At 69.0% G+C, this 16,499-nt stretch carries 16 protein-coding genes and 1 pseudogene; 12 read left to right on the top strand and 5 right to left on the bottom strand.

The genetic code is table 11. From position 1 onward, the window contains the following. Positions 1-4: 4 nt before the first annotated feature. The 8 genes and pseudogenes from V7060_RS09830 to V7060_RS09795 form a co-directional block, all read left to right on the top strand. A pseudogene (locus V7060_RS09830) lies at positions 5-847 on the top strand (cyanophycinase); the annotation flags it as partial. A gap of 201 nt (positions 848-1,048) precedes the next feature. Beyond that, entirely contained in the window at positions 1,049-2,029 is a 981-nt protein-coding gene (locus tag V7060_RS09825; protein ID WP_334179124.1) for an isoaspartyl peptidase/L-asparaginase, read from the top strand. 59 nt (positions 2,030-2,088) lie between these two features. Beyond that, positions 2,089-2,814, top strand: coding sequence for an energy transducer TonB (locus V7060_RS09820; RefSeq protein WP_334179055.1), 726 nt, complete (start codon positions 2,089-2,091; stop codon positions 2,812-2,814). Positions 2,815-2,847: 33 nt separating this feature from the next. Then, positions 2,848-3,576, top strand: coding sequence for an energy transducer TonB (locus V7060_RS09815; protein WP_334179054.1), 729 nt, complete (start codon positions 2,848-2,850; stop codon positions 3,574-3,576). A 274-nt stretch (positions 3,577-3,850) separates the two neighbouring features. Beyond that, a complete protein-coding gene (locus V7060_RS09810; RefSeq protein ID WP_334179053.1) occupies positions 3,851-5,584 on the top strand; it encodes a hypothetical protein in 1,734 nt (577 codons plus the stop codon). Between the two features lie 74 nt (positions 5,585-5,658). Continuing rightward, positions 5,659-7,758, top strand: coding sequence for an SMP-30/gluconolactonase/LRE family protein (locus V7060_RS09805; RefSeq protein ID WP_334179052.1), 2,100 nt, complete (start codon positions 5,659-5,661; stop codon positions 7,756-7,758). Positions 7,759-7,872: 114 nt separating this feature from the next. Next, positions 7,873-8,298: a YciI family protein gene (locus V7060_RS09800; RefSeq protein ID WP_334179051.1), complete on the top strand. Its 426-nt coding sequence runs from the start codon at positions 7,873-7,875 to the stop codon at positions 8,296-8,298. Between the two features lie 10 nt (positions 8,299-8,308). Continuing rightward, positions 8,309-8,716, top strand: a complete 408-nt coding sequence (locus V7060_RS09795; RefSeq protein WP_334179050.1) for a VOC family protein — start codon at positions 8,309-8,311, stop codon at positions 8,714-8,716. Positions 8,717-8,862: 146 nt separating this feature from the next. Here V7060_RS09795 and V7060_RS09790 read toward each other — a convergent pair whose 3' ends face one another. The 3 genes from V7060_RS09790 to V7060_RS09780 form a co-directional block, all read right to left on the bottom strand. Continuing rightward, complete coding sequence (locus V7060_RS09790; protein WP_334179049.1) at positions 8,863-9,237, bottom strand: YciI family protein; 375 nt, start codon at positions 9,235-9,237, stop codon at positions 8,863-8,865. 96 nt (positions 9,238-9,333) lie between these two features. Continuing rightward, the gene (locus tag V7060_RS09785; RefSeq protein ID WP_334179048.1) at positions 9,334-9,582 is read right to left on the bottom strand and encodes a DUF3297 family protein; all 249 of its coding nucleotides are present in this window, start codon (positions 9,580-9,582) and stop codon (positions 9,334-9,336) included. A 51-nt stretch (positions 9,583-9,633) separates the two neighbouring features. Beyond that, positions 9,634-10,344, bottom strand: a complete 711-nt coding sequence (locus V7060_RS09780; protein WP_334179047.1) for a DUF6445 family protein — start codon at positions 10,342-10,344, stop codon at positions 9,634-9,636. Between the two features lie 151 nt (positions 10,345-10,495). Between V7060_RS09780 and V7060_RS09775 the strand changes: the two genes are divergently transcribed. The 3 genes from V7060_RS09775 to V7060_RS09765 all read left to right on the top strand — a co-directional run bounded on the left by V7060_RS09775 (position 10,496) and on the right by V7060_RS09765 (position 14,073). Next, on the top strand, positions 10,496-11,047 hold the full coding sequence (locus V7060_RS09775; RefSeq protein WP_334179046.1) for a hypothetical protein: 552 nt from the start codon (positions 10,496-10,498) through the stop codon (positions 11,045-11,047). A gap of 64 nt (positions 11,048-11,111) precedes the next feature. Continuing rightward, complete coding sequence (locus tag V7060_RS09770) at positions 11,112-13,586, top strand: mechanosensitive ion channel domain-containing protein (protein ID WP_334179045.1); 2,475 nt, start codon at positions 11,112-11,114, stop codon at positions 13,584-13,586. Positions 13,587-13,650: 64 nt separating this feature from the next. Continuing rightward, a complete protein-coding gene (locus tag V7060_RS09765) occupies positions 13,651-14,073 on the top strand; it encodes a VOC family protein (protein WP_334179044.1) in 423 nt (140 codons plus the stop codon). Between the two features lie 4 nt (positions 14,074-14,077). On the opposite strand, the gene motB is transcribed toward V7060_RS09765, so the two are convergent. Beyond that, on the bottom strand, positions 14,078-15,076 hold the full coding sequence (gene motB / locus V7060_RS09760; protein WP_334179043.1) for a flagellar motor protein MotB: 999 nt from the start codon (positions 15,074-15,076) through the stop codon (positions 14,078-14,080). A gap of 9 nt (positions 15,077-15,085) precedes the next feature. Beyond that, positions 15,086-15,940: a flagellar motor stator protein MotA gene (gene motA / locus V7060_RS09755; RefSeq protein WP_334179123.1), complete on the bottom strand. Its 855-nt coding sequence runs from the start codon at positions 15,938-15,940 to the stop codon at positions 15,086-15,088. Positions 15,941-16,103: 163 nt separating this feature from the next. On the opposite strand from motA, the gene V7060_RS09750 reads away from it, so the two are divergent. Continuing rightward, positions 16,104-16,499 (top strand): BlaI/MecI/CopY family transcriptional regulator, encoded by a 396-nt coding sequence (locus tag V7060_RS09750; protein WP_334179042.1) that lies wholly within the window; start codon positions 16,104-16,106, stop codon positions 16,497-16,499.

The raw sequence follows: 16,499 nt of genomic DNA, 5'->3' as shown, positions 1-16,499 counted from the left end.
CCGCATGGGGGAAGACGGTCGCCGCTTCGTCTCCACATCGCATCGGTGCGTGGCATCCTGCCGCGACCTTCGACCTTGGGAGTACGGCATGGTGTCTGTCTTCGGCATTTTGCGGCGCGGCGCGATCTGCGTGGTGGCGCTTGCGTTGTCCCTGCCGGCGCTCGCCGCCAAGCCGGCGCATTACGTGCTGGGCGACACCACCGCGAAAACGCCTGGCCAGGTGCAGCCGGGCCTGCTGCTGATGGGCGGTGGCGATCGCAATTTCGATGCGATGCACTGGTTCATGAAGAAGGCCGGCAACGGCCACATCGTCGTACTGCGCGCGTCGCAGGCCGGCGAGATCGGCGAAGAATTCTTCAACGAGGTCGGCGGCATCGCCTCGGTCGAGACCTACGTCTTCACCGACCGCGAAGGCGCGAGCGACCCGGACGTGCTGCGCAGCCTCAAGCGCGCCGACGGCATCTTCCTGGCCGGTGGCGACCAGTCGCGCTACGTGCGCTTCTGGCGCGGCACGCCGGTGGGTGCTGCGCTGGACGCGCACGTGCGCGCCGGCAAGCCGCTCGGCGGCACCAGCGCCGGCCTGGCCATGCAGGGCGAGTACCTGTACGGCGCGATGGATGGCGGCAGCATCATCAGCCCGCGCGCGCTGGCCGATCCGCTGGGTGCGGACAACACCATCGAGACCGGTTTCCTGCAGCTGGCGCTGCTGAAGGGCGTGATCACCGATACCCATTTCAGCGAGCGCAACCGGCTGGGCCGCCTGATCGCGTTCGTCGCCAAGGCCGAGTCGCTGGCCGGCCGCCCGATCCTGGGCCTGGGCGTGGACGAGGACGCCGCCGTCGCGGTGGAAGGCGACGGCAGTGCGCGCGTCTACGCCACTGCGCCGGGGGCCGGTGCCACGGTGGTGAAGGGTGGCTTCGCGCAGAAGCAGGTCGAAGACGAGGCGATGAACCTCGATCATGTCGATACCGTCATCGCCGGTGTCGACTCCGTGCTGCACCTGCCGAGCGGCCGCGTCGACAAGCCGGCCGCCGAACGCCGCTACGCGGTGCGCGACGGCGTGCTGGTGGCGCTCGACTCGCCGCTGCTGGTGATCCATGGCGGCGCCGGCGTCGAACGTGCCGGCATGACGCCGGCCGATGAGGACGCCGCACGCAAGGCGCTGGAAGCGGCGCTGCGCGCGGGCCATGCGCAACTGACCGCAGGCAAGCCCGCGCTGGACGCGGTGACCGCTGCGATCACCGTGCTGGAGGATGCGCCGCAGTTCAACGCCGGTCGTGGCGCGGTGTTCACCCATGACGGCAAGAACGAACTCGATTCGTCGATCATGGATGGCGCCACCGGCAAGGCCGGCGCCGTGGCCGGCGTGCACCGGGTCAAGAATCCGATCACGCTGGCACGCGCGGTGATGGACAAGTCGCGCCACGTGATGATGGTGGGCGACGGTGCCGAAGCGTTCGCCAAGGAACAGGGTGTGACCCTGGTCAATCCGTCTTACTTCCGCACCGAGAAGCGCTGGCAGCAGTTGCAGAACGCACTGAAGGAAGAGAAGCAGGCGCAGGCGAGCAACACGCCGCTGGAGCTGCCGGGCAAGGCCTATTTCGGCACGGTCGGCGCGCTGGCGCTCGACGCGAAGGGCCAGCTGGCCGCGGGCACGTCGACCGGTGGCATGACCAACAAGCGCTACGGCCGCGTGGGCGATTCGCCGATCATCGGCGCCGGCACCTGGGCCGACGACCGCTGCGCGTTCTCCGGCACCGGCTGGGGCGAGTACTACATCCGCGCCGCGGCCGCGCACGAGGTCTGCGCGCGCGTACGCCTGGCCGGGCACAGCATCGCGCGAGCCTCGGAAGGCGTGATCAACCGCGACATCCCGAAGGCCGGCGGCGACGGCGGCGCCATCGCGCTGGGTGCCGACGGCAGCATGGCCTTCCCGTTCAATACCGAAGGCATGTACCGCGGCTGGATCGGCGCCGACGGCGTGCCGCACGTGGCGATCTACAAGGAAGATCCACTGCCCGCGCGGTGAGCGGAAATGGCGCTATGCTCCCCTCACAAAAGGGGGTAAGCATGGTCAGGGTTCTGGGGATGTGTCTGATTCTGGCGGCGTTCGGCGCGTCGGCCGCCGAGTCGGCCGGCAAGCCGGTCTATTTCCGTACGAGTGCGCGCCTGTCGCTGGACGCCCAGGGCGTGCCGCAACAGGTGCTCCTCGATGGCAAACTGCCGGCGGTCGTGCGTAGTTCGATCGAGCAGCGGGTGATGCAGTGGCGGTTCGAGCCAGCGCGCCTCGACGGCGAACCCAGGTCCGGGATAACAACCGTCTTCCTCAGTGCCTGTGCCGTGCCCGACGCGCATGGTAGCGGTCTGCGACTGGCTGTGGACTACGACTGGAACGGTCCCGGCTACGCCAATGGTCTGCCTGTCGTCATGCCGCCGCGTTATCCGATCGATGCCGCCAAGAGCGACAAGAGCGGCTCTTTTCGCGTGGTGATGGAGATCCAGCCGGATGGACACGCCAGGATCGAGACCATCGAGCCCATGAAGGGACAGTTGCGGTACTTCGAAAAAACGCTTCGCGACTGGGTGGCGGCGCTGCGTTACATCCCGGAGGAAGTCGACGGCAAGCCGGTGGCCTCGCGTGTCGCCATGCCGGTGACGTTCTCGACCGGCGATAGCGGCGCCAGTTTCAAGGACGAGATGCGTGCCCGGCAGAATTCGCCCGAATGCGTGGCGGCGAAGGCAGCCCATCCCGGTGACGACGCGCCGCGCCCCGTCGTGCTGGACTCGCCGTTCAAGCCGATCACGACGAGCTGATTCCGGATCGACGGCCTGACTGGGGAGAAGGTCATGAAGAACTGGAGTGTGTGGGGACTTCTGCTGTGCATTGGTGCGGCACAGGCGGAGGGAGCGAAAGAGCCGGTTCGTTTTCCAGCGACGGCACGGATCGCGCTGGATGCTGAGGGTATCCCGCGAGAGGTGCAGGCCAATCCCAGACTGCCCGCGCCGGTGCGCGAGGCGATCGAGCGGCGGGTGAAGCAGTGGCGCTTTGAACCCGCGCTGGTCGATGGCGTGGCCAGGCCGGGCATCACCCATGTCCGGCTGCAGGCCTGTGCGATCCCGCAGCCGGATGGCAGCCTGCGGGTCGGCATGGACTATCAGGGCAACGGTCCCGGCTACGCCGATGACGCCCTGCGACTGCCACGTCTGCCGTATCCGCCTGCGGCGATGCGGGCGGGGACGCAGGCCAACATCGACCTGATCCTGTCGATCGGCGAGGACGGGCAGGCGACGGTGCAATCGATGAAGGCGCGTCGAGGGTCGGTGAAGGAGTTCAAGGCGGGCCTCGAGGCGTGGGTGGCGACGTTGCGGTATGTCCCGGAAGAGGTGGACGGCCGGCGCATCGCGACCCAGGTGCGGGTCCCGGTCGAGTTCTATTTCACGGAGCGCTCCAAGCGCCAGGAACGGGTGGCCGCCGCAACGCATGCCCCCGATTGCGTGGCAGCGGCGGGTCAGCCGGACGACCCGCCGGACCAGGTCGTGCTTGATTCCCCCTTCCGGCCGCGCGAAACCGGTTGAAGGCGGCGCCCCTGGTCGGGGAACGCGCGACGCCTCGCGGCGGCCTGTGTCCTGTCCTCCTCCCGCCGGGATGGCGGCAGGCGTCTTCAGTGTGACTCGTGTCGCAAATGTGACGGCCGTAAGTTAGGATGCGCGTCACATTTGCGGTCGGCCCCTCCTTGCCTGGAAGGCGTCTTGGGTCGGCTTGCCACAGGGGGCAAGCGGTAGGGGTCCGTTGTCGGGATGGACCTAGGGAGCGCCTCTTCCACAGAAGCGTCAGGGGATCCGTTCGTCGATGTCGTACCGCGCTATTGATGCCTTGCGCCAGCAGGGCGCACGTTCCGTTCGCCTGCCTTTTCCTGCGCCTTCATGCAACGCCGCGGCATCGCGCGGCCGGCGACGCCGTCCCCTGCAGGCCGGCCTGCTGCTGGCCACCCTGCTGGCCGCAGGCTCCGCACTGGCGCTGATCACCGGCGTCTGGACGCTCAACGGCGCCACCTCGGCGAACATCACGCTCAACGGCGTGGCGGTGACCTGGACAGGTACCTCCGACCAGGCATATGCCAACGGGACATTCAACACGACGAACGACAGCCGCTGGAGCGATCCCTATGGCGAGACGGTCGCCGGCGGCCGCTCGCTGACGCTGCTGCACGAAACCTCCAGCCGCACCTACACCATCACCTTCAGCAAGGCGGTGGACAACCCGGTGCTGCATGTCGACCGCCTGGGCGGCGCCCTGGGCAACGATCCCAACAGCTCGCGCTGGACGCTGAGCAACTCGACGTCACAGGGCGGCGCGGTGACGCTGACGCGCCTCAGCGGCAATGCGCAGTTCCTGGTGACGGGCAGCACGTTCGTGCGCGCGACCGGCACCGCGTTTTCGGGCACGGCGAATGCGGAGTGCCTCTCGGGCAGCGCGTCGACGATCGCCAGCGGAACGGCCTGCGGTTCGATCCGCTTCAACGGCACCGGCATCACCAGCCTGACGTTCACCGTGAACCAGGTGGGTCCTTCCGGCGGCGACGAACTGGAACTGCGCTGGAGCTTCCAGGGCAGCAACGTCATCGTGCGCAAGCAGACCGTGGGCGGTACCGGAACGTTCCCGTTCACCACGAGCGGTGCGCTGACGCCCTCGTTCAGTCTGACGACCACGGCGCAGAACACGCCGGTGTCGTCCACGACGTATCCGATCACCAACCACGCCGTTGCGATCACGCTGAGCGAATCCACGCCGCCGGCCGGCTATGTGATGACCGCCGGCAGCTGCGTCGACCAGACCGGCGCCACGGTGCCGGCCACGATCAACACGACGGCGCGGCAGATCGCCATCGCGGCCGCCAGCTATGGCACCGGCCAGACGATCACCTGCACGTTCACCAACAGCGCGACGGCGACGCTGGCGCTGGCCAAGACGTGGGTGGACGCGGCCGTCAACGACACCGCGGTGCTGTCGGCGACCGGCGGTGCGAACAATGCCACGCTGTCGTCCACGGCCAACAGCGCGTCCGAGACCGATACCGGCGCTGCCGTGGTGGTGGTGCCGGGCAACGCGATCACGCTGTCCGAAGTCCTGGGCGCAGGCAATGCACGGACCTACACGGCGAGTGCGTGGTCGTGCAGCGGTGGCAACCTCAGCGGCAACACGCTGACGGTGACCGGTGCGCATGCCGGCCAGGCCATCGTCTGCACGATCGTCAACCGTGCGCGCGTGGTCGATGTGTCCGTGGTGAAGTCGACGTCCCCCGGCGCCGCCGTCAGCGGACAGGTGAAGAGCTTCAGCGTGGTCGTGTCGAATGCCGGACCCGCCGCCGCCGACGGTACGGTGGTCAGCGACACGCCCGGCGCGGGCCTGACGTGCCCGGCGTCCGGCAATCCGATCGGTTGCGCGGCCAGCGGTGGCGCCACGTGCCCGGGTGCGGCGGCGTTGCCGACCCTGGTCAGTGGTGGCGTGGCCGTGCCCACGCTGCCGTCGGGCGGCACGGTGACCTTCACCGTGTCCTGCCAAGTGACGGCGACCGGCTTCTGAGGCCGGCGCGGTGCGCTTCCCAAGCGCGCCGCGAGTCTCCATGATGCGGCTCCGTTCTTCGCCGCATCGATGCAATGAGCCGTACTGCCTGGCTGTGGGTGGTGGTGGTGCTGACCACCGTCGCCCTTGCCGCGACCTTCCTCGCCACCCCGCGCTTCCCTGTTCCCGTGCCCGACACAGGCCCGCCGGTCACGCCGTTCGGCTGGCCGGGGCAGGTGTCGCTGGTGGCGGGCGACGGCATCCGTGGCGCACGCGACGGCGCAGGGCAGCAGGCCCGGTTCGACGATCCCTGGGGCATCGTCGTGATGGAGGACGGCACGCGGTATGTCGCCGATGCCGGCGAGACCAACCGCATCCGCCGCATCGCGCGCGATGGCGTGGTCTCCACGCTTGCCGGCGGCCGCGAAGGCTTCGCCGACGGAACGGGGACGGCGGCGGCGTTCCATACGCCTTCCACGCTGGCGCGCGATGCGCAGGGCAATCTCTATGTCGCCGACACCGGCAACCACGCGATCCGCAAGGTCACCCCGGAAGGCGCGGTGACCACGGTCGCCGGCACGGGTGAAGCCGGCTTCCGCGACGGCCCCGCGGTGCAGGCGCAGTTCAACGGACCCATCGGGGTAACCGTCGATGGCGGCGGGCGCGTCTATGTGGCCGATACCTACAACGACCGCATCCGCATGATCGACCGTGACGGCCAGGTCACCACGCTGGCCGGTGGCGACATGCCGGGCTTCGTCGATGGCACCGGCAGCCAAGCCCGCTTCGATACTCCCACCGGCGTGGCCGTGGATGCCACCGGCGTGGTCTGGGTGGCCGACCTGCGCAACGACGCCATCCGTCGCATCGGGCCGCAGGGCGGGGTGAGCACGCTGCCGGTGCAGCCGGACCTGCCGACCCGGGCCGGACCGCGCCGCCCGTTGTCGCTGGCGCTGACCCACGACGGCCACCTGTATGTCGGCGAGCTGTTCACCGGCCGCGTGATGCAGGTGATGCGGGATGGACGCTGGCATGCGCTGGCAGGCGACGTTCCGGGACAGCGGCTGTCGCGTGCAGCAGGACTGGCCATCGATGCCGCCGGCAGCGTGCACTTCACCGATGCCGGCAGCCATCGCGTGCATCGCGTCGCGCCGCTGGCGCTGGGCGTGGCGCCGGTCCCTGCCGTCGTCGGCCCGTCGCCGCAGGATCCGTTGCCCGAGACGGCGGGCCGCTGGCCGTTGCAGCCGCAGGACGGCTGGCACGAAGTCGTGGGCACGCTGGGCGAAGTGCGCGGCGATTACCAGGGCGAGAGCCGCCACCACCTGCATGGCGGCCTGGATATCCGCGGCGACGTCGGTGCCACCGTGCTCGCCATCGCCGACGGCAAGGTCAGCAGCCCGACCGCCGCGTGGAACTTCAACGGCCTGAGCGAAGGATTGGGCCTGGGCGCGCTGGACTACATCCACATGCGCGTCGGGCGCACGCCGCGCGGCGATCTGCTCGATCCTTCGCGCTTCCAGCTGCTGCACGACGCCAGTGGCGATCCCAGCCGCATCCGTGTTCGCCGTGGCACGCGCTTCGCGGCGGGCGATGCGCTGGGCACGGTCAACCGCATGGCGCACGTGCACCTGTCGATCGGTCCCTCGGGCTACGAGCGCAACGCCATCGCGCTGGGCTTCACCGGATTCACCGATACCTATCCGCCGCGGATCGACGAAGTCGCGCTGTTCGACACGCTGGACCAACCCATCGACCAGCGCCAGGACGGGCGTGTGCTGGTACCGCGCGACCTGCAGGGCGTGCGCATCGTGGTGGATGCGTGGGACCAGGTGGATCGCAACCTGCCGCGTCGGCGCCTTGGCCTGTACGCGCTGGGTTACCAGGTGCTGCATGACGATGGCACGCCGGTCGCGGGCTTCGAAGTGCCCCGCATGAACCTCGACTTCCTCCGCCTGCCTTCCGACGACGCCGTGCAGATCGCCTACGCGCCGGGCAGCGGCATCACCGTACACGGCAGCGCGGTCACCCGCTTCAAGTACAGCATCACCAATACCGTACGCGACGGCCAATGGGCCGAAGGCACCTGGCAAGTGGGCGCGCTGCCGCCCGGCGACTACCTGCTGCGGATCACCGCGCGCGACTACAGCGGCAACGAGGCGCAGGGCCGGCGAGACCTGAAACTGCGCCTGCAATAGGGCGGGCGCCGGCGCGCCGTTTCCGGCCGCAGGGCCGTGTCGATCCGCGCCGCGCCGGTTCGTCGCTATTCCGAAAGCGGCCGGAATACCCGGTCCGCACGACAGGAGAGCGCAATGCGCGTCATGGTCATCGTGAAAGCCAACGCCGATACCGAAGCCGGGCGGATGCCGAGCACCGGGCAGTTGGAGGAGATGGGCAAGTTCAACGAAGCGCTGGTCAAGGCCGGCATCATGCTGGCCGGCGATGGCCTGCATCCCACCTCGCGCGGCGTGCGCGTACGTTTCGACGGCAAGCAGCGCACGGTCATCGACGGTCCCTTCGGCGAAACCAGGGAACTGATCGCCGGTTTCTGGTTGTGGCAGGTGCGCAGCCTCGATGAAGCGATCGAGTGGATCAAGCGCGCCCCGTTCGATGGCGGCGATGAGGTCGAGGTGCGTCCGGTGTTCGAAGCCGAGGACTTCGGCGACGAACTGACGCCGGCACTGCGCGAGCAGGAAGCGTGCCTCGCCGCGCAGATCCAGCCGCAGACACACGCCTGAGGGAGCAACCATGGCCACCCAGATCTTCGTCAACCTGCCGGTCCGTGACCTCGAGAAGTCCAAGGCGTTCTTCAAGGCGCTCGGTTATGCGAACAACCCGCAATTCACCGACGAAAATGCCGCCTGCATCGTCGTCAGCGACACCATCTACGTGATGCTGCTGGTGGAGCCGTTCTTCCAGGGCTTCACGCGCAAGACGATCGCCGATGCGCGCACCCACACCGAAGTGATCCTGTGCCTGTCGGCCGACACGCGCGCCGGTGTCGACGCGCTGGCGGACAAGGCGATCGCCGCCGGCGGCAGCGAGACGCTCGAAGCGAAGGACTACGGCTTCATGTACCAGCGCAGCTTCCAGGATCTCGACGGTCACCAGTGGGAAGTCGTGCACATGGACGATGGTGCGATGCCGGCCGATTGACGTGCATCCTCGAGCCGGCTTGAAGGCGTCACTGAGCCGGGAGGCAAAAGGCGCTGGGTTCCCGCCTTCGCGGGAATGACGCATCTGGATTGATGAGGGGAGTGGTCGCCGTGACGGCCTGATGCATCTCGGGCAATGGCCGCCGCTCAGGCGCCGACGCGCCGGCGCACGGCGTCGAAATCGCGCACCGGCCGTACTTCGATGCTGCCGGTGCCGATCCAGGGGAATTCCTGCGCGATCTTCACGGCTTCGTCCAGGCTGTCGGCCTCGATCAGGTTGTAGCCGCCGAGGATTTCCTTCGTCTCGGCGAACGGGCCATCGACGATGGTGGTCTTGCCGTCGCGCACGCGCACGGTGCGCGCGGTGCTGCCGTGTTCGAGCTGCTGGGATTCGATCAGCGTGCCGCGTGCCTGCAGTTCGTCGGCGTGGGTGATGCAGCCGTGCATCATCTGGTCGAAGGCGCCTTCCGGCAGCGCTTCGAGCAGGGAATCGTCCGTGTAGATCATCAGCAGGAACTTCATGCGCCCTCCCGGCGTGCGTGCAGGCCGGGATTGTGCCACGCGGTCATGTTCAGGCCGCGTGTCTTCAGGCCGCGTGTCGCGTCGCCAGACGGCGGCCTACTCGGCGGCGGGCGAGCGGAACCACGCTTCCACGGTGCCCCTGATCTTCATCGTCATCGGATTGCCGCGACGGTCCTTCGACTTGCCCACCGGCACGCGCACCCAGCCTTCGCTGATGCAGTACTCCTCCACGTTGTCGCGCTCCACGCCGTTGAAGCGGATGGCGACGCCACGATCCATCGCCTCGGCGTTGTAGAACGGGCTGCGCGGATCGGAGGCCAGATGATCGGGAGGCGTATCGGACATGGGAGGCGTCGTGCGGATATCGGGGCCGCAAGGATACCCGATGCGCGGCGATCACCAGGCCACGCGGTGGCGGCTGCAGGCCAGCGTGGCCAGCAGCGTCAGCCGGCCATGGCGCGGATCGGCCGCCAGTCGCGCGGGGTCGGTGATGGCGGGCGCGCGGAAGGCGCCGCCATCGTGGATCAGCAGGCGGTTCCAGCGCGCAGGCACGGTCAGCGCATGGGTGAAGCTGGCATTCGATGCCTGCGGATAACCGGCCGCGCATGCGTGGCGCAGGGCGAAATCCTCCGGCGGCAGCGCCTCGGCATCGTGTTCGAGCTGCTCCAGTTGCTGCGGCGAGACGCGCGGCAGGAAGAAATGGGTGCCGCCCAGCGCCGGATCCTGGAACAGGAACAGCTCCGCCACCGCGATGCACTGGTCCGGCTCGAAGGCACGCACGCGGCGCGGTTGCCAGTGCGATGGCGCGAGCTGCGACGGGGGCGTGGTCACCAGCGCCAGCCGGCCCGCACTGCGCAACACGCGGCGCGCGCCCAGTGCGTGGCGCGCGTGGTCGCGCAGCACGTCGTGCAGCAAGTCGGTGAACTCCGCGGGCATGCGCAGGTGCAGCCCGGGGAACACGGCGGGCGGCGCCGGCTGGAAATCCTCCCGGTAGGCCTCCGCGAACGCGGGCAGGCGCTCCGGCGCCAGCAGCGCATCGTCGATGACGACGCAGGCGTGGCCGTGGCCGATGGCCAGGTGCTGGACCGCGGGACGGGGGTTGAACATGGTGCGGCCTCCCCGGCAGGCCGGCGTACGCACCGGCGGCACCACCATAGACCCGCCGGTGCGGCAGCACAAAGCGGCCGCCTCGCATGACGCACAGCGACGGGTACGGCGCGTACCATGTCGCCGCCTTCCCGTTGCCGCGATGCGCCCCATGACCCTGCCCGACGAGTTCGATCCCGACGACAACTTCGGCCATGCCTTCGATGACGGAGACGACATGGACCTGGACGACACCGAAGCCCTGGTGTGGAACCTGCTGGTGCTGATCAATCCCGGCGACGGCGAGACCGCGCTGCGGCAGTTCGCCGCCTACCGCGATGCCGGTGGCGAAGACGGCACCGAGCCGGACCAGGTGCTGTGGACGCTGAAGGACGCCATCGACTGGACGTCCGGCTTCTACGTGGACTGGAAGGACACCGAATCCTTCATTGACTGCGCCAACCAGCTGGCGGCGCGCTACGCCATCGAGATCGACTGGGGCGGCGACGCCAGCGACGAGGACTTCCTCGACGGCACCGACGTGCCCGCGCTGATGGCCACCGCCTACGACCGCCTGCGCGAGCACGGCTACACGCTGTGGAACTGGAACACCGGCGGCGACGCGTATGCGGGCTGGATGGCGTTGCGCCGCGACGACGACGGCATGCAGCAGCTGGCCGCGGTGATGGGCGTGGAGATCCGGCCGGGCAGCGACGCGTTCTGACGACGTGCGCCCGATGGTACCCGCGCTAGACTCGGCGTCTTCCATCGCGTCGGGAATGCCTGTCATGCGCGTGCTGTTGGCCCGTCTTGCCTGTCTGGCGCTGTTGGCGGCATCCGGCGCGCGTGCGCAGGATGTGGCGACGCTGCTGTCGCCGTCCAAGCCGAAGGCGCCCGAGGCGATCGCGCTGGCCGAGATCCCGGGACGCGCCGATGCGGACGAACGCTACGCCGAGGAAGTGGCGTTGCGCGCGGGCCACGCCGATCCGCTCGGCAGACTGGTGCCGAAGCTGGCGGCCATCGAGCAGTCGGTGGCGCAGAAGAACGGCCTGTTCGCCTACGCCGAGTTGCGCACGCTGCCGGTGGTGCGCCTGGAGAGCATGGAGCGGCACTGGAAGTTCGACGCGCGGCAGTACGCGCGCTGGCGCAGCGACATGCAGGCCTCGGTCGCGCCGTATGCGGAGGATGCGGCCGAACTCGCGCTGCGGCGCGCGGACTGGGACCTCACGCGCGCCGCGATGACGCCGGGCCTCACCCCGGAGGCCTTGCGTGCCCGCGTCGAGAGCGTCGGGGACCGCCTGCAGCAGGCCGAACAGGCGCTGTCGTCGCCGCTGGCCGAACAGATCGCTCTGGGCCGCCGCGCCAACCTGCTCGCGGCGCGCATCCAGACCGGCCAGCAGGCGGTGGAAGATGCGATCGCCTACGCCGACCGCCGTTTGCTGCGGCTGGATGCGCCGCCGCTGTGGCGCGTGCAGGACACCACGACGCTGCGCGACGACGTCGCCCGCAGCCTGACCCGCGAGATCCAGTCCGAGAACAGCTTCGTCGCCCAGTACGCGGCGGCCGACATGGGCAACCAGCGCCTGTTGCACGTGCTGCAAGTGGCGTTGCTGCCGCTCCTGCTGTGGGTGGCGTGGCGGCATCGGCGCCGGGGCGTGGATCCCACCGCGGTGCTGGCGACCGACGCCGAGGCGCGCGTGATCCGGCGTCCTTTCTCGACGTGGCTGCTGCTGTCGATGATCGGCGTGTTGCTGCTGGAACCGAACGCGCCGCTGTTCCTGCACCAGCTCGCGATGCTGGTGGCGCTGGTGCCGGTGCTGCGGCTGATGCCGCAACAGGGGCGACGCCTGCTGGGGCCGTGGCCGTACCTGGCCACCGCGTTCTACCTGCTGCAGCGCCTGGCGGTGCTGCTGATGGCCAGCGACTATCTGTATCGCCTGTATTACCTGGCGCTGGCCGTGCTGGCGCTGGCGGCGACGGGATGGCTGCTGTGGCGCTCACGCGGGCAACGCTTCGCCGGGCTGGCCGGTCGCGCCGGGCAGCTCGTGCATGGCCTCGCCTGGGCGGCGGTCGTGGTGTTGCTGGTCTCGGTCGGCGCCAACGTGCTCGGCAACGTGTCGCTGGCCGAGATGCTGGCGTCCGGCATCATCGAGAGCGGCTATTTCGCGCTGGTGCTGTATGCGGCGGTCACCGTGTTCGAGGCGTTGCTGCGCCGGCTGGGCGCGCGCCGCGAGGTCCGGCGGTTGTGGCTGATGCGCCGGCATGGCGGCACGTTGCTGGAATCGCTGGCGCGCTGGGCGCGGGTGGCGGCGGTGGTCGGCTGGATCGGCTACACGATGAGCCGGTTCCGCATCTTCCGCCCGGTGTACGACACGGCGAAGGCGATCATCACGCACCGCTTCGAGTACGGCGAGCTGTCGGTCAGCCTGGGGCACGTGCTGGTGTTCTGCATCGGCGTGGTGCTGGCGGTCTGGGTGGCGAAGACGTTGCGTGCGCTGCTGCGCGAAGAAGTGCTGCCACGCATGTCGCTGCCGCGCGGCGTCGGCAACAGCGTGGCGTCGCTCAGCTACTACGCGCTGCTGCTGGTCGGCCTGCTGGCGGCGCTGTCAGCGGCGGGCTTCAAGATCGGCCAGCTCGCGTTCCTGTTCGGCGCGCTGGGCGTAGGCATCGGCCTGGGCCTGCAGGACGTGGTGAAGAACTTCGTCTCCGGCCTGATCCTGATGTTCGAGCGTCCGGTGCAGCCGGGCGACGTGGTGGACATCAGCGGCACCAGCGGGCGTGTGCGCGCCATCGGCATGCGTGCGACCACCGTGCGTACCTTCGATGGCGCCGACGTGGTGGTGCCCAACGGCATGCTGCTGTCCGACAAGGTGACCAACTGGACGCTCACCGACCAGAACCGGCGCGTCGACGTGGACCTGGGCGTGGCCTACGGCACCGACGTCACGCGGGTGATGCAGCTGCTGCAGGAAACGACGCGCACGACGCCCGGTGTCGCCGAGGATCCGGCACCGACCGTGCTGTTCACCGGCTTCGGTGCCAGTTCGCTCGACTTCGCGATCCGCGCGTGGACCCACCAGTTCGACGACTGGTCGGCGATCCGCAGCGACCTGATGGGCCGGCTGCACGCGGCGCTGGGCGAGGCCGGGATCGAGATTCCCTTCCCGCAGCAGGACCTGCATGTGCGCTCGGTGCCGGAGGACCTGCTGCGCTCGCTGGCGCGGCCCGACGGGTCGAAGCCCGCGGATGGCGCGCCCGCGTGAGGTGGCCGTGTCGAAACCGGACGCGCGGGTTCGTCGCCCGGGCATGTCCCTGCGGAGCGGCACGATGACACGGCCTTTCGACATCCAGCGCATCGACCACGTGGTACTGCGTGCGCGCGACCTGGCGCGCAGCGTGGACTTCTACCGCGAGGTGCTGGGTTGCCGGATGGAACGCGAACGCCGGCACCTGGGCCTGGTGCACCTGCGTGCCGGCGCTTCGATGATCGATCTGGTCGGCATCGACGGAACGCTCGGTGCGCGCGGCGGCGCACCGGCCGGCAGCGAGGGGCGCAACGTCGACCATCTGTGCCTGCGTGTCGAACCGTTCGACGAGCCGGCGCTGGTCGCGCACCTCGCGGGCTTCGGCATTGCGACGCAAGGCCCGGCCGAGGTGAACTTCGGCGCGGAAGGCGACGGGCCGTCGCTCTATTTCCGCGATCCCGACGGCAATACCATCGAACTGAAAGGGCCGGCCAGCGGCGGCTGAGGCGTCAGGGCGCGGCCGTGGTCTGCGGCGCGACGGGCGCGGACAACGCTGGCGGCGCGGCGGCTTCCACGGCGACATCGGGCATCGCGGTATCGGCATCGGGCAGCGGTGCGCCCGGTGCCAGCAGGCTGCCTTCGCCCTGCAGCGCCGCTTCCGCGGCCTTGGTCATCACCACGATGCTGATGCGGCGGTTGATCGGATTCTGCGGGTTCCGCTTGTCGAACAGCACCGACGACGACAGTCCGACGACGCGCGACACCTTGTCCTCGTGCATGCCGCCGGCCACCAGCGCGCGGCGTGCGGCGTTGGCGCGTTCGGCGCTGAGTTCCCAGTTGGTGTAGCCACGGCTGGACGTGTATTGGGTGGTGTCGGTGTGGCCGGTGATGCTGATGTGGTTCGGCACCTGGTTCACGAAGCCGGCCAGCTCGCCGAGGATCCCCTGCGTGTAGGGCTTCAGCACGGTGCCGCCGAGGTCGAACATCGGCCGGTTCTGCTGGTCGACGATCTGGATGCGCAGGCCTTCCGGCGTCAGGTCCAGCAGCAGCTGGTCCTTGAACGGTTCCAGCGCCTGGCTCTTGCCGATGGCTTCCTGCAACGCCTGCATCAGCGTTTCCAGCCGCTGCTTTTCCTGCGCCTTCTCCTGTTGCTCGGAGACCTGCTGCGCGTCGCCCGGCGGCTTGTCGAACGGGTTGTCGCTCTCGCCTTTCGGCAAGTCCATGGTGCCGCCGAGCTTGATCATCGAGGTGCTGGCGCCGCCGGGACCGGCCGGGCCGGGCGCGGGCGAGAAGCTCTTGCCGCTCAGCGGGCTGGGATTGCGGAAGTATTCCGAGATCGCCGCGCGTTCCTTGTTGGTCGTGGCGCCCATCAGCCACATCACCAGGAAGAACGCCATCATCGCGGTGACGAAGTCCGCGTAGGCGACCTTCCACGAGCCGCCGTGATGGCCGCCGCCGGCGACCTTCTTGACGCGGCGGACGATGATGGTGGGGCGCTGTTCGCTCATCGCCGTGGCTTACTTGTTCGCCTTCAGGTGCGCTTCGAACTCGGCGAACGGCGGGCGCACGTCCGAGGGCAGGGTCTTGCGCGCGAACTCCAGCGCCACGGCCGGGTTGTAACCGCGCAGGCAGGCGAGCAGGGCGGTCTTCACCGACTCGTACATGCGGCTGTCCTGCTCCACCTGCGCCTCGATGGCGGCGGCCAGCGGCGAGACGAAGCCGTAGGCCAGCAGGATGCCGAGGAAGGTACCGACCAGCGCGGCGGCGACGTGCGCGCCGACCGCGGCGATGTCGCCGCCGATCGAACCCATCGTCACGATGATGCCGAGCACCGCCGCCACGATGCCGAAGCCGGGCAGGCCGTCGGACACTTTCTGCAGCGCATGCGCCGGCGCCATCGCTTCGTGATGGTGCTTTTCCAGTTCCAGCTCGAGCAGCGGCTCCAGTTCGTGCGGCTCGATGTTGCTGCCCACCATCAGGCGCAGGCATTCGGTGAGGAAGTCGAGCAGGTGGTGGTCGGCGAGGATCTTCGGATACTTCTGGAACAGCGGGCTGTTGGTCGGGTTCTCGATGTGCTCTTCCAGCGACATGAAGCCGTCGCGGCGCGCCTTGTTGAGCATTTCGTGGATCAGCGTCAGCACGTCCAGGTAGTCGGACGACTTGTATTTGGCGCCCTTGAACACCGACAGCGTGGCGGTCAACGTGCCCTTGACCACCTTCATCGGATTGCTGGCCATGAACGCGCCGAGCGCGGCGCCGCCGATGATGACCAGCTCGAACGGCTGCCACAGGGCGCCGAGCTTGCCGTGCGAGCCGAGGTAGCCGCCGATGACGCTCAGGGTGACGATGATGAAGCCGACGATGATGAGCATGGTGACGCGGCCGCAGGGTGGGGTCACCCAAGGATCGGCCCGGCGGGCGGTTTCTTGAGTGGCGACCGTCCATCGGTCCGACACGGGCAATGACCTTCGGCAGGGTTGACTACAGTTGTCGTCACGGGCATGTTGACGACAACTGTAGTCACAAGGCGATTCCATGCCCGGCAAGCCCCTCAAGTCCATCGGCGACCAGGAACTGGCGCTGCTCCAGCACCTGTCGGAACACGGCGATGCCAGCGTCGGCGAGGTGGCGGCCGCTTTCGGCGAGGCCCGCGGGCTGGCCCGCTCGACCGTGCTGACGATGATGGAACGGCTGCGCGCCAAGGCCTACCTGCGGCGTCGCCAGGTCGATGGCGTGTACCGCTACGCGCCGGCCGCGCAGCCGGACGACCTGATGCGCAATGCGGTGGGCAGCTTCGTCGAGAAGACGCTGCAGGGTTCGCTGTCGCCGTTCGTGGCGTGGATGTCGCAGCGCACCGAGGTCAGCGACGACGAACTGGCCGAACTGGAGGCGATGGTCGCCACCCTGCAATCCAAGCGGAAGGACGCCTGA

The sequence above is a fragment of the Pseudoxanthomonas sp. genome (genome assembly GCF_036845285.1).
Lineage (GTDB): Bacteria > Pseudomonadota > Gammaproteobacteria > Xanthomonadales > Xanthomonadaceae > Pseudoxanthomonas_A.
Note: the sequence above shows the minus strand (reverse complement) of the source record. Positions and strands in the feature narration are given on the sequence as shown.

Excerpts from the sequence above, each read along its gene's own strand:
- V7060_RS09770 (WP_334179045.1), top strand. The coding sequence starts at position 11,112 with ATGCGCGTGCTGTTGGCCCGTCTTGCCTGTCTGGCGCTGTTGGCGGCA.
- V7060_RS09790 (WP_334179049.1), bottom strand. The coding sequence starts at position 9,237 with ATGAAGTTCCTGCTGATGATCTACACGGACGATTCCCTGCTCGAAGCG.
- V7060_RS09780 (WP_334179047.1), bottom strand. The coding sequence starts at position 10,344 with ATGTTCAACCCCCGTCCCGCGGTCCAGCACCTGGCCATCGGCCACGGC.
- V7060_RS09805 (WP_334179052.1), top strand. The coding sequence starts at position 5,659 with ATGAGCCGTACTGCCTGGCTGTGGGTGGTGGTGGTGCTGACCACCGTC.
- V7060_RS09815 (WP_334179054.1), top strand. The coding sequence starts at position 2,848 with ATGAAGAACTGGAGTGTGTGGGGACTTCTGCTGTGCATTGGTGCGGCA.
- V7060_RS09800 (WP_334179051.1), top strand. The coding sequence starts at position 7,873 with ATGCGCGTCATGGTCATCGTGAAAGCCAACGCCGATACCGAAGCCGGG.
- motB (WP_334179043.1), bottom strand. The coding sequence starts at position 15,076 with ATGAGCGAACAGCGCCCCACCATCATCGTCCGCCGCGTCAAGAAGGTC.
- V7060_RS09765 (WP_334179044.1), top strand. The coding sequence starts at position 13,651 with ATGACACGGCCTTTCGACATCCAGCGCATCGACCACGTGGTACTGCGT.
- V7060_RS09750 (WP_334179042.1), top strand. The coding sequence starts at position 16,104 with ATGCCCGGCAAGCCCCTCAAGTCCATCGGCGACCAGGAACTGGCGCTG.
- V7060_RS09820 (WP_334179055.1), top strand. The coding sequence starts at position 2,089 with ATGTGTCTGATTCTGGCGGCGTTCGGCGCGTCGGCCGCCGAGTCGGCC.
- motA (WP_334179123.1), bottom strand. The coding sequence starts at position 15,940 with ATGCTCATCATCGTCGGCTTCATCATCGTCACCCTGAGCGTCATCGGC.
- V7060_RS09810 (WP_334179053.1), top strand. The coding sequence starts at position 3,851 with ATGTCGTACCGCGCTATTGATGCCTTGCGCCAGCAGGGCGCACGTTCC.
- V7060_RS09785 (WP_334179048.1), bottom strand. The coding sequence starts at position 9,582 with ATGTCCGATACGCCTCCCGATCATCTGGCCTCCGATCCGCGCAGCCCG.
- V7060_RS09775 (WP_334179046.1), top strand. The coding sequence starts at position 10,496 with ATGACCCTGCCCGACGAGTTCGATCCCGACGACAACTTCGGCCATGCC.
- V7060_RS09795 (WP_334179050.1), top strand. The coding sequence starts at position 8,309 with ATGGCCACCCAGATCTTCGTCAACCTGCCGGTCCGTGACCTCGAGAAG.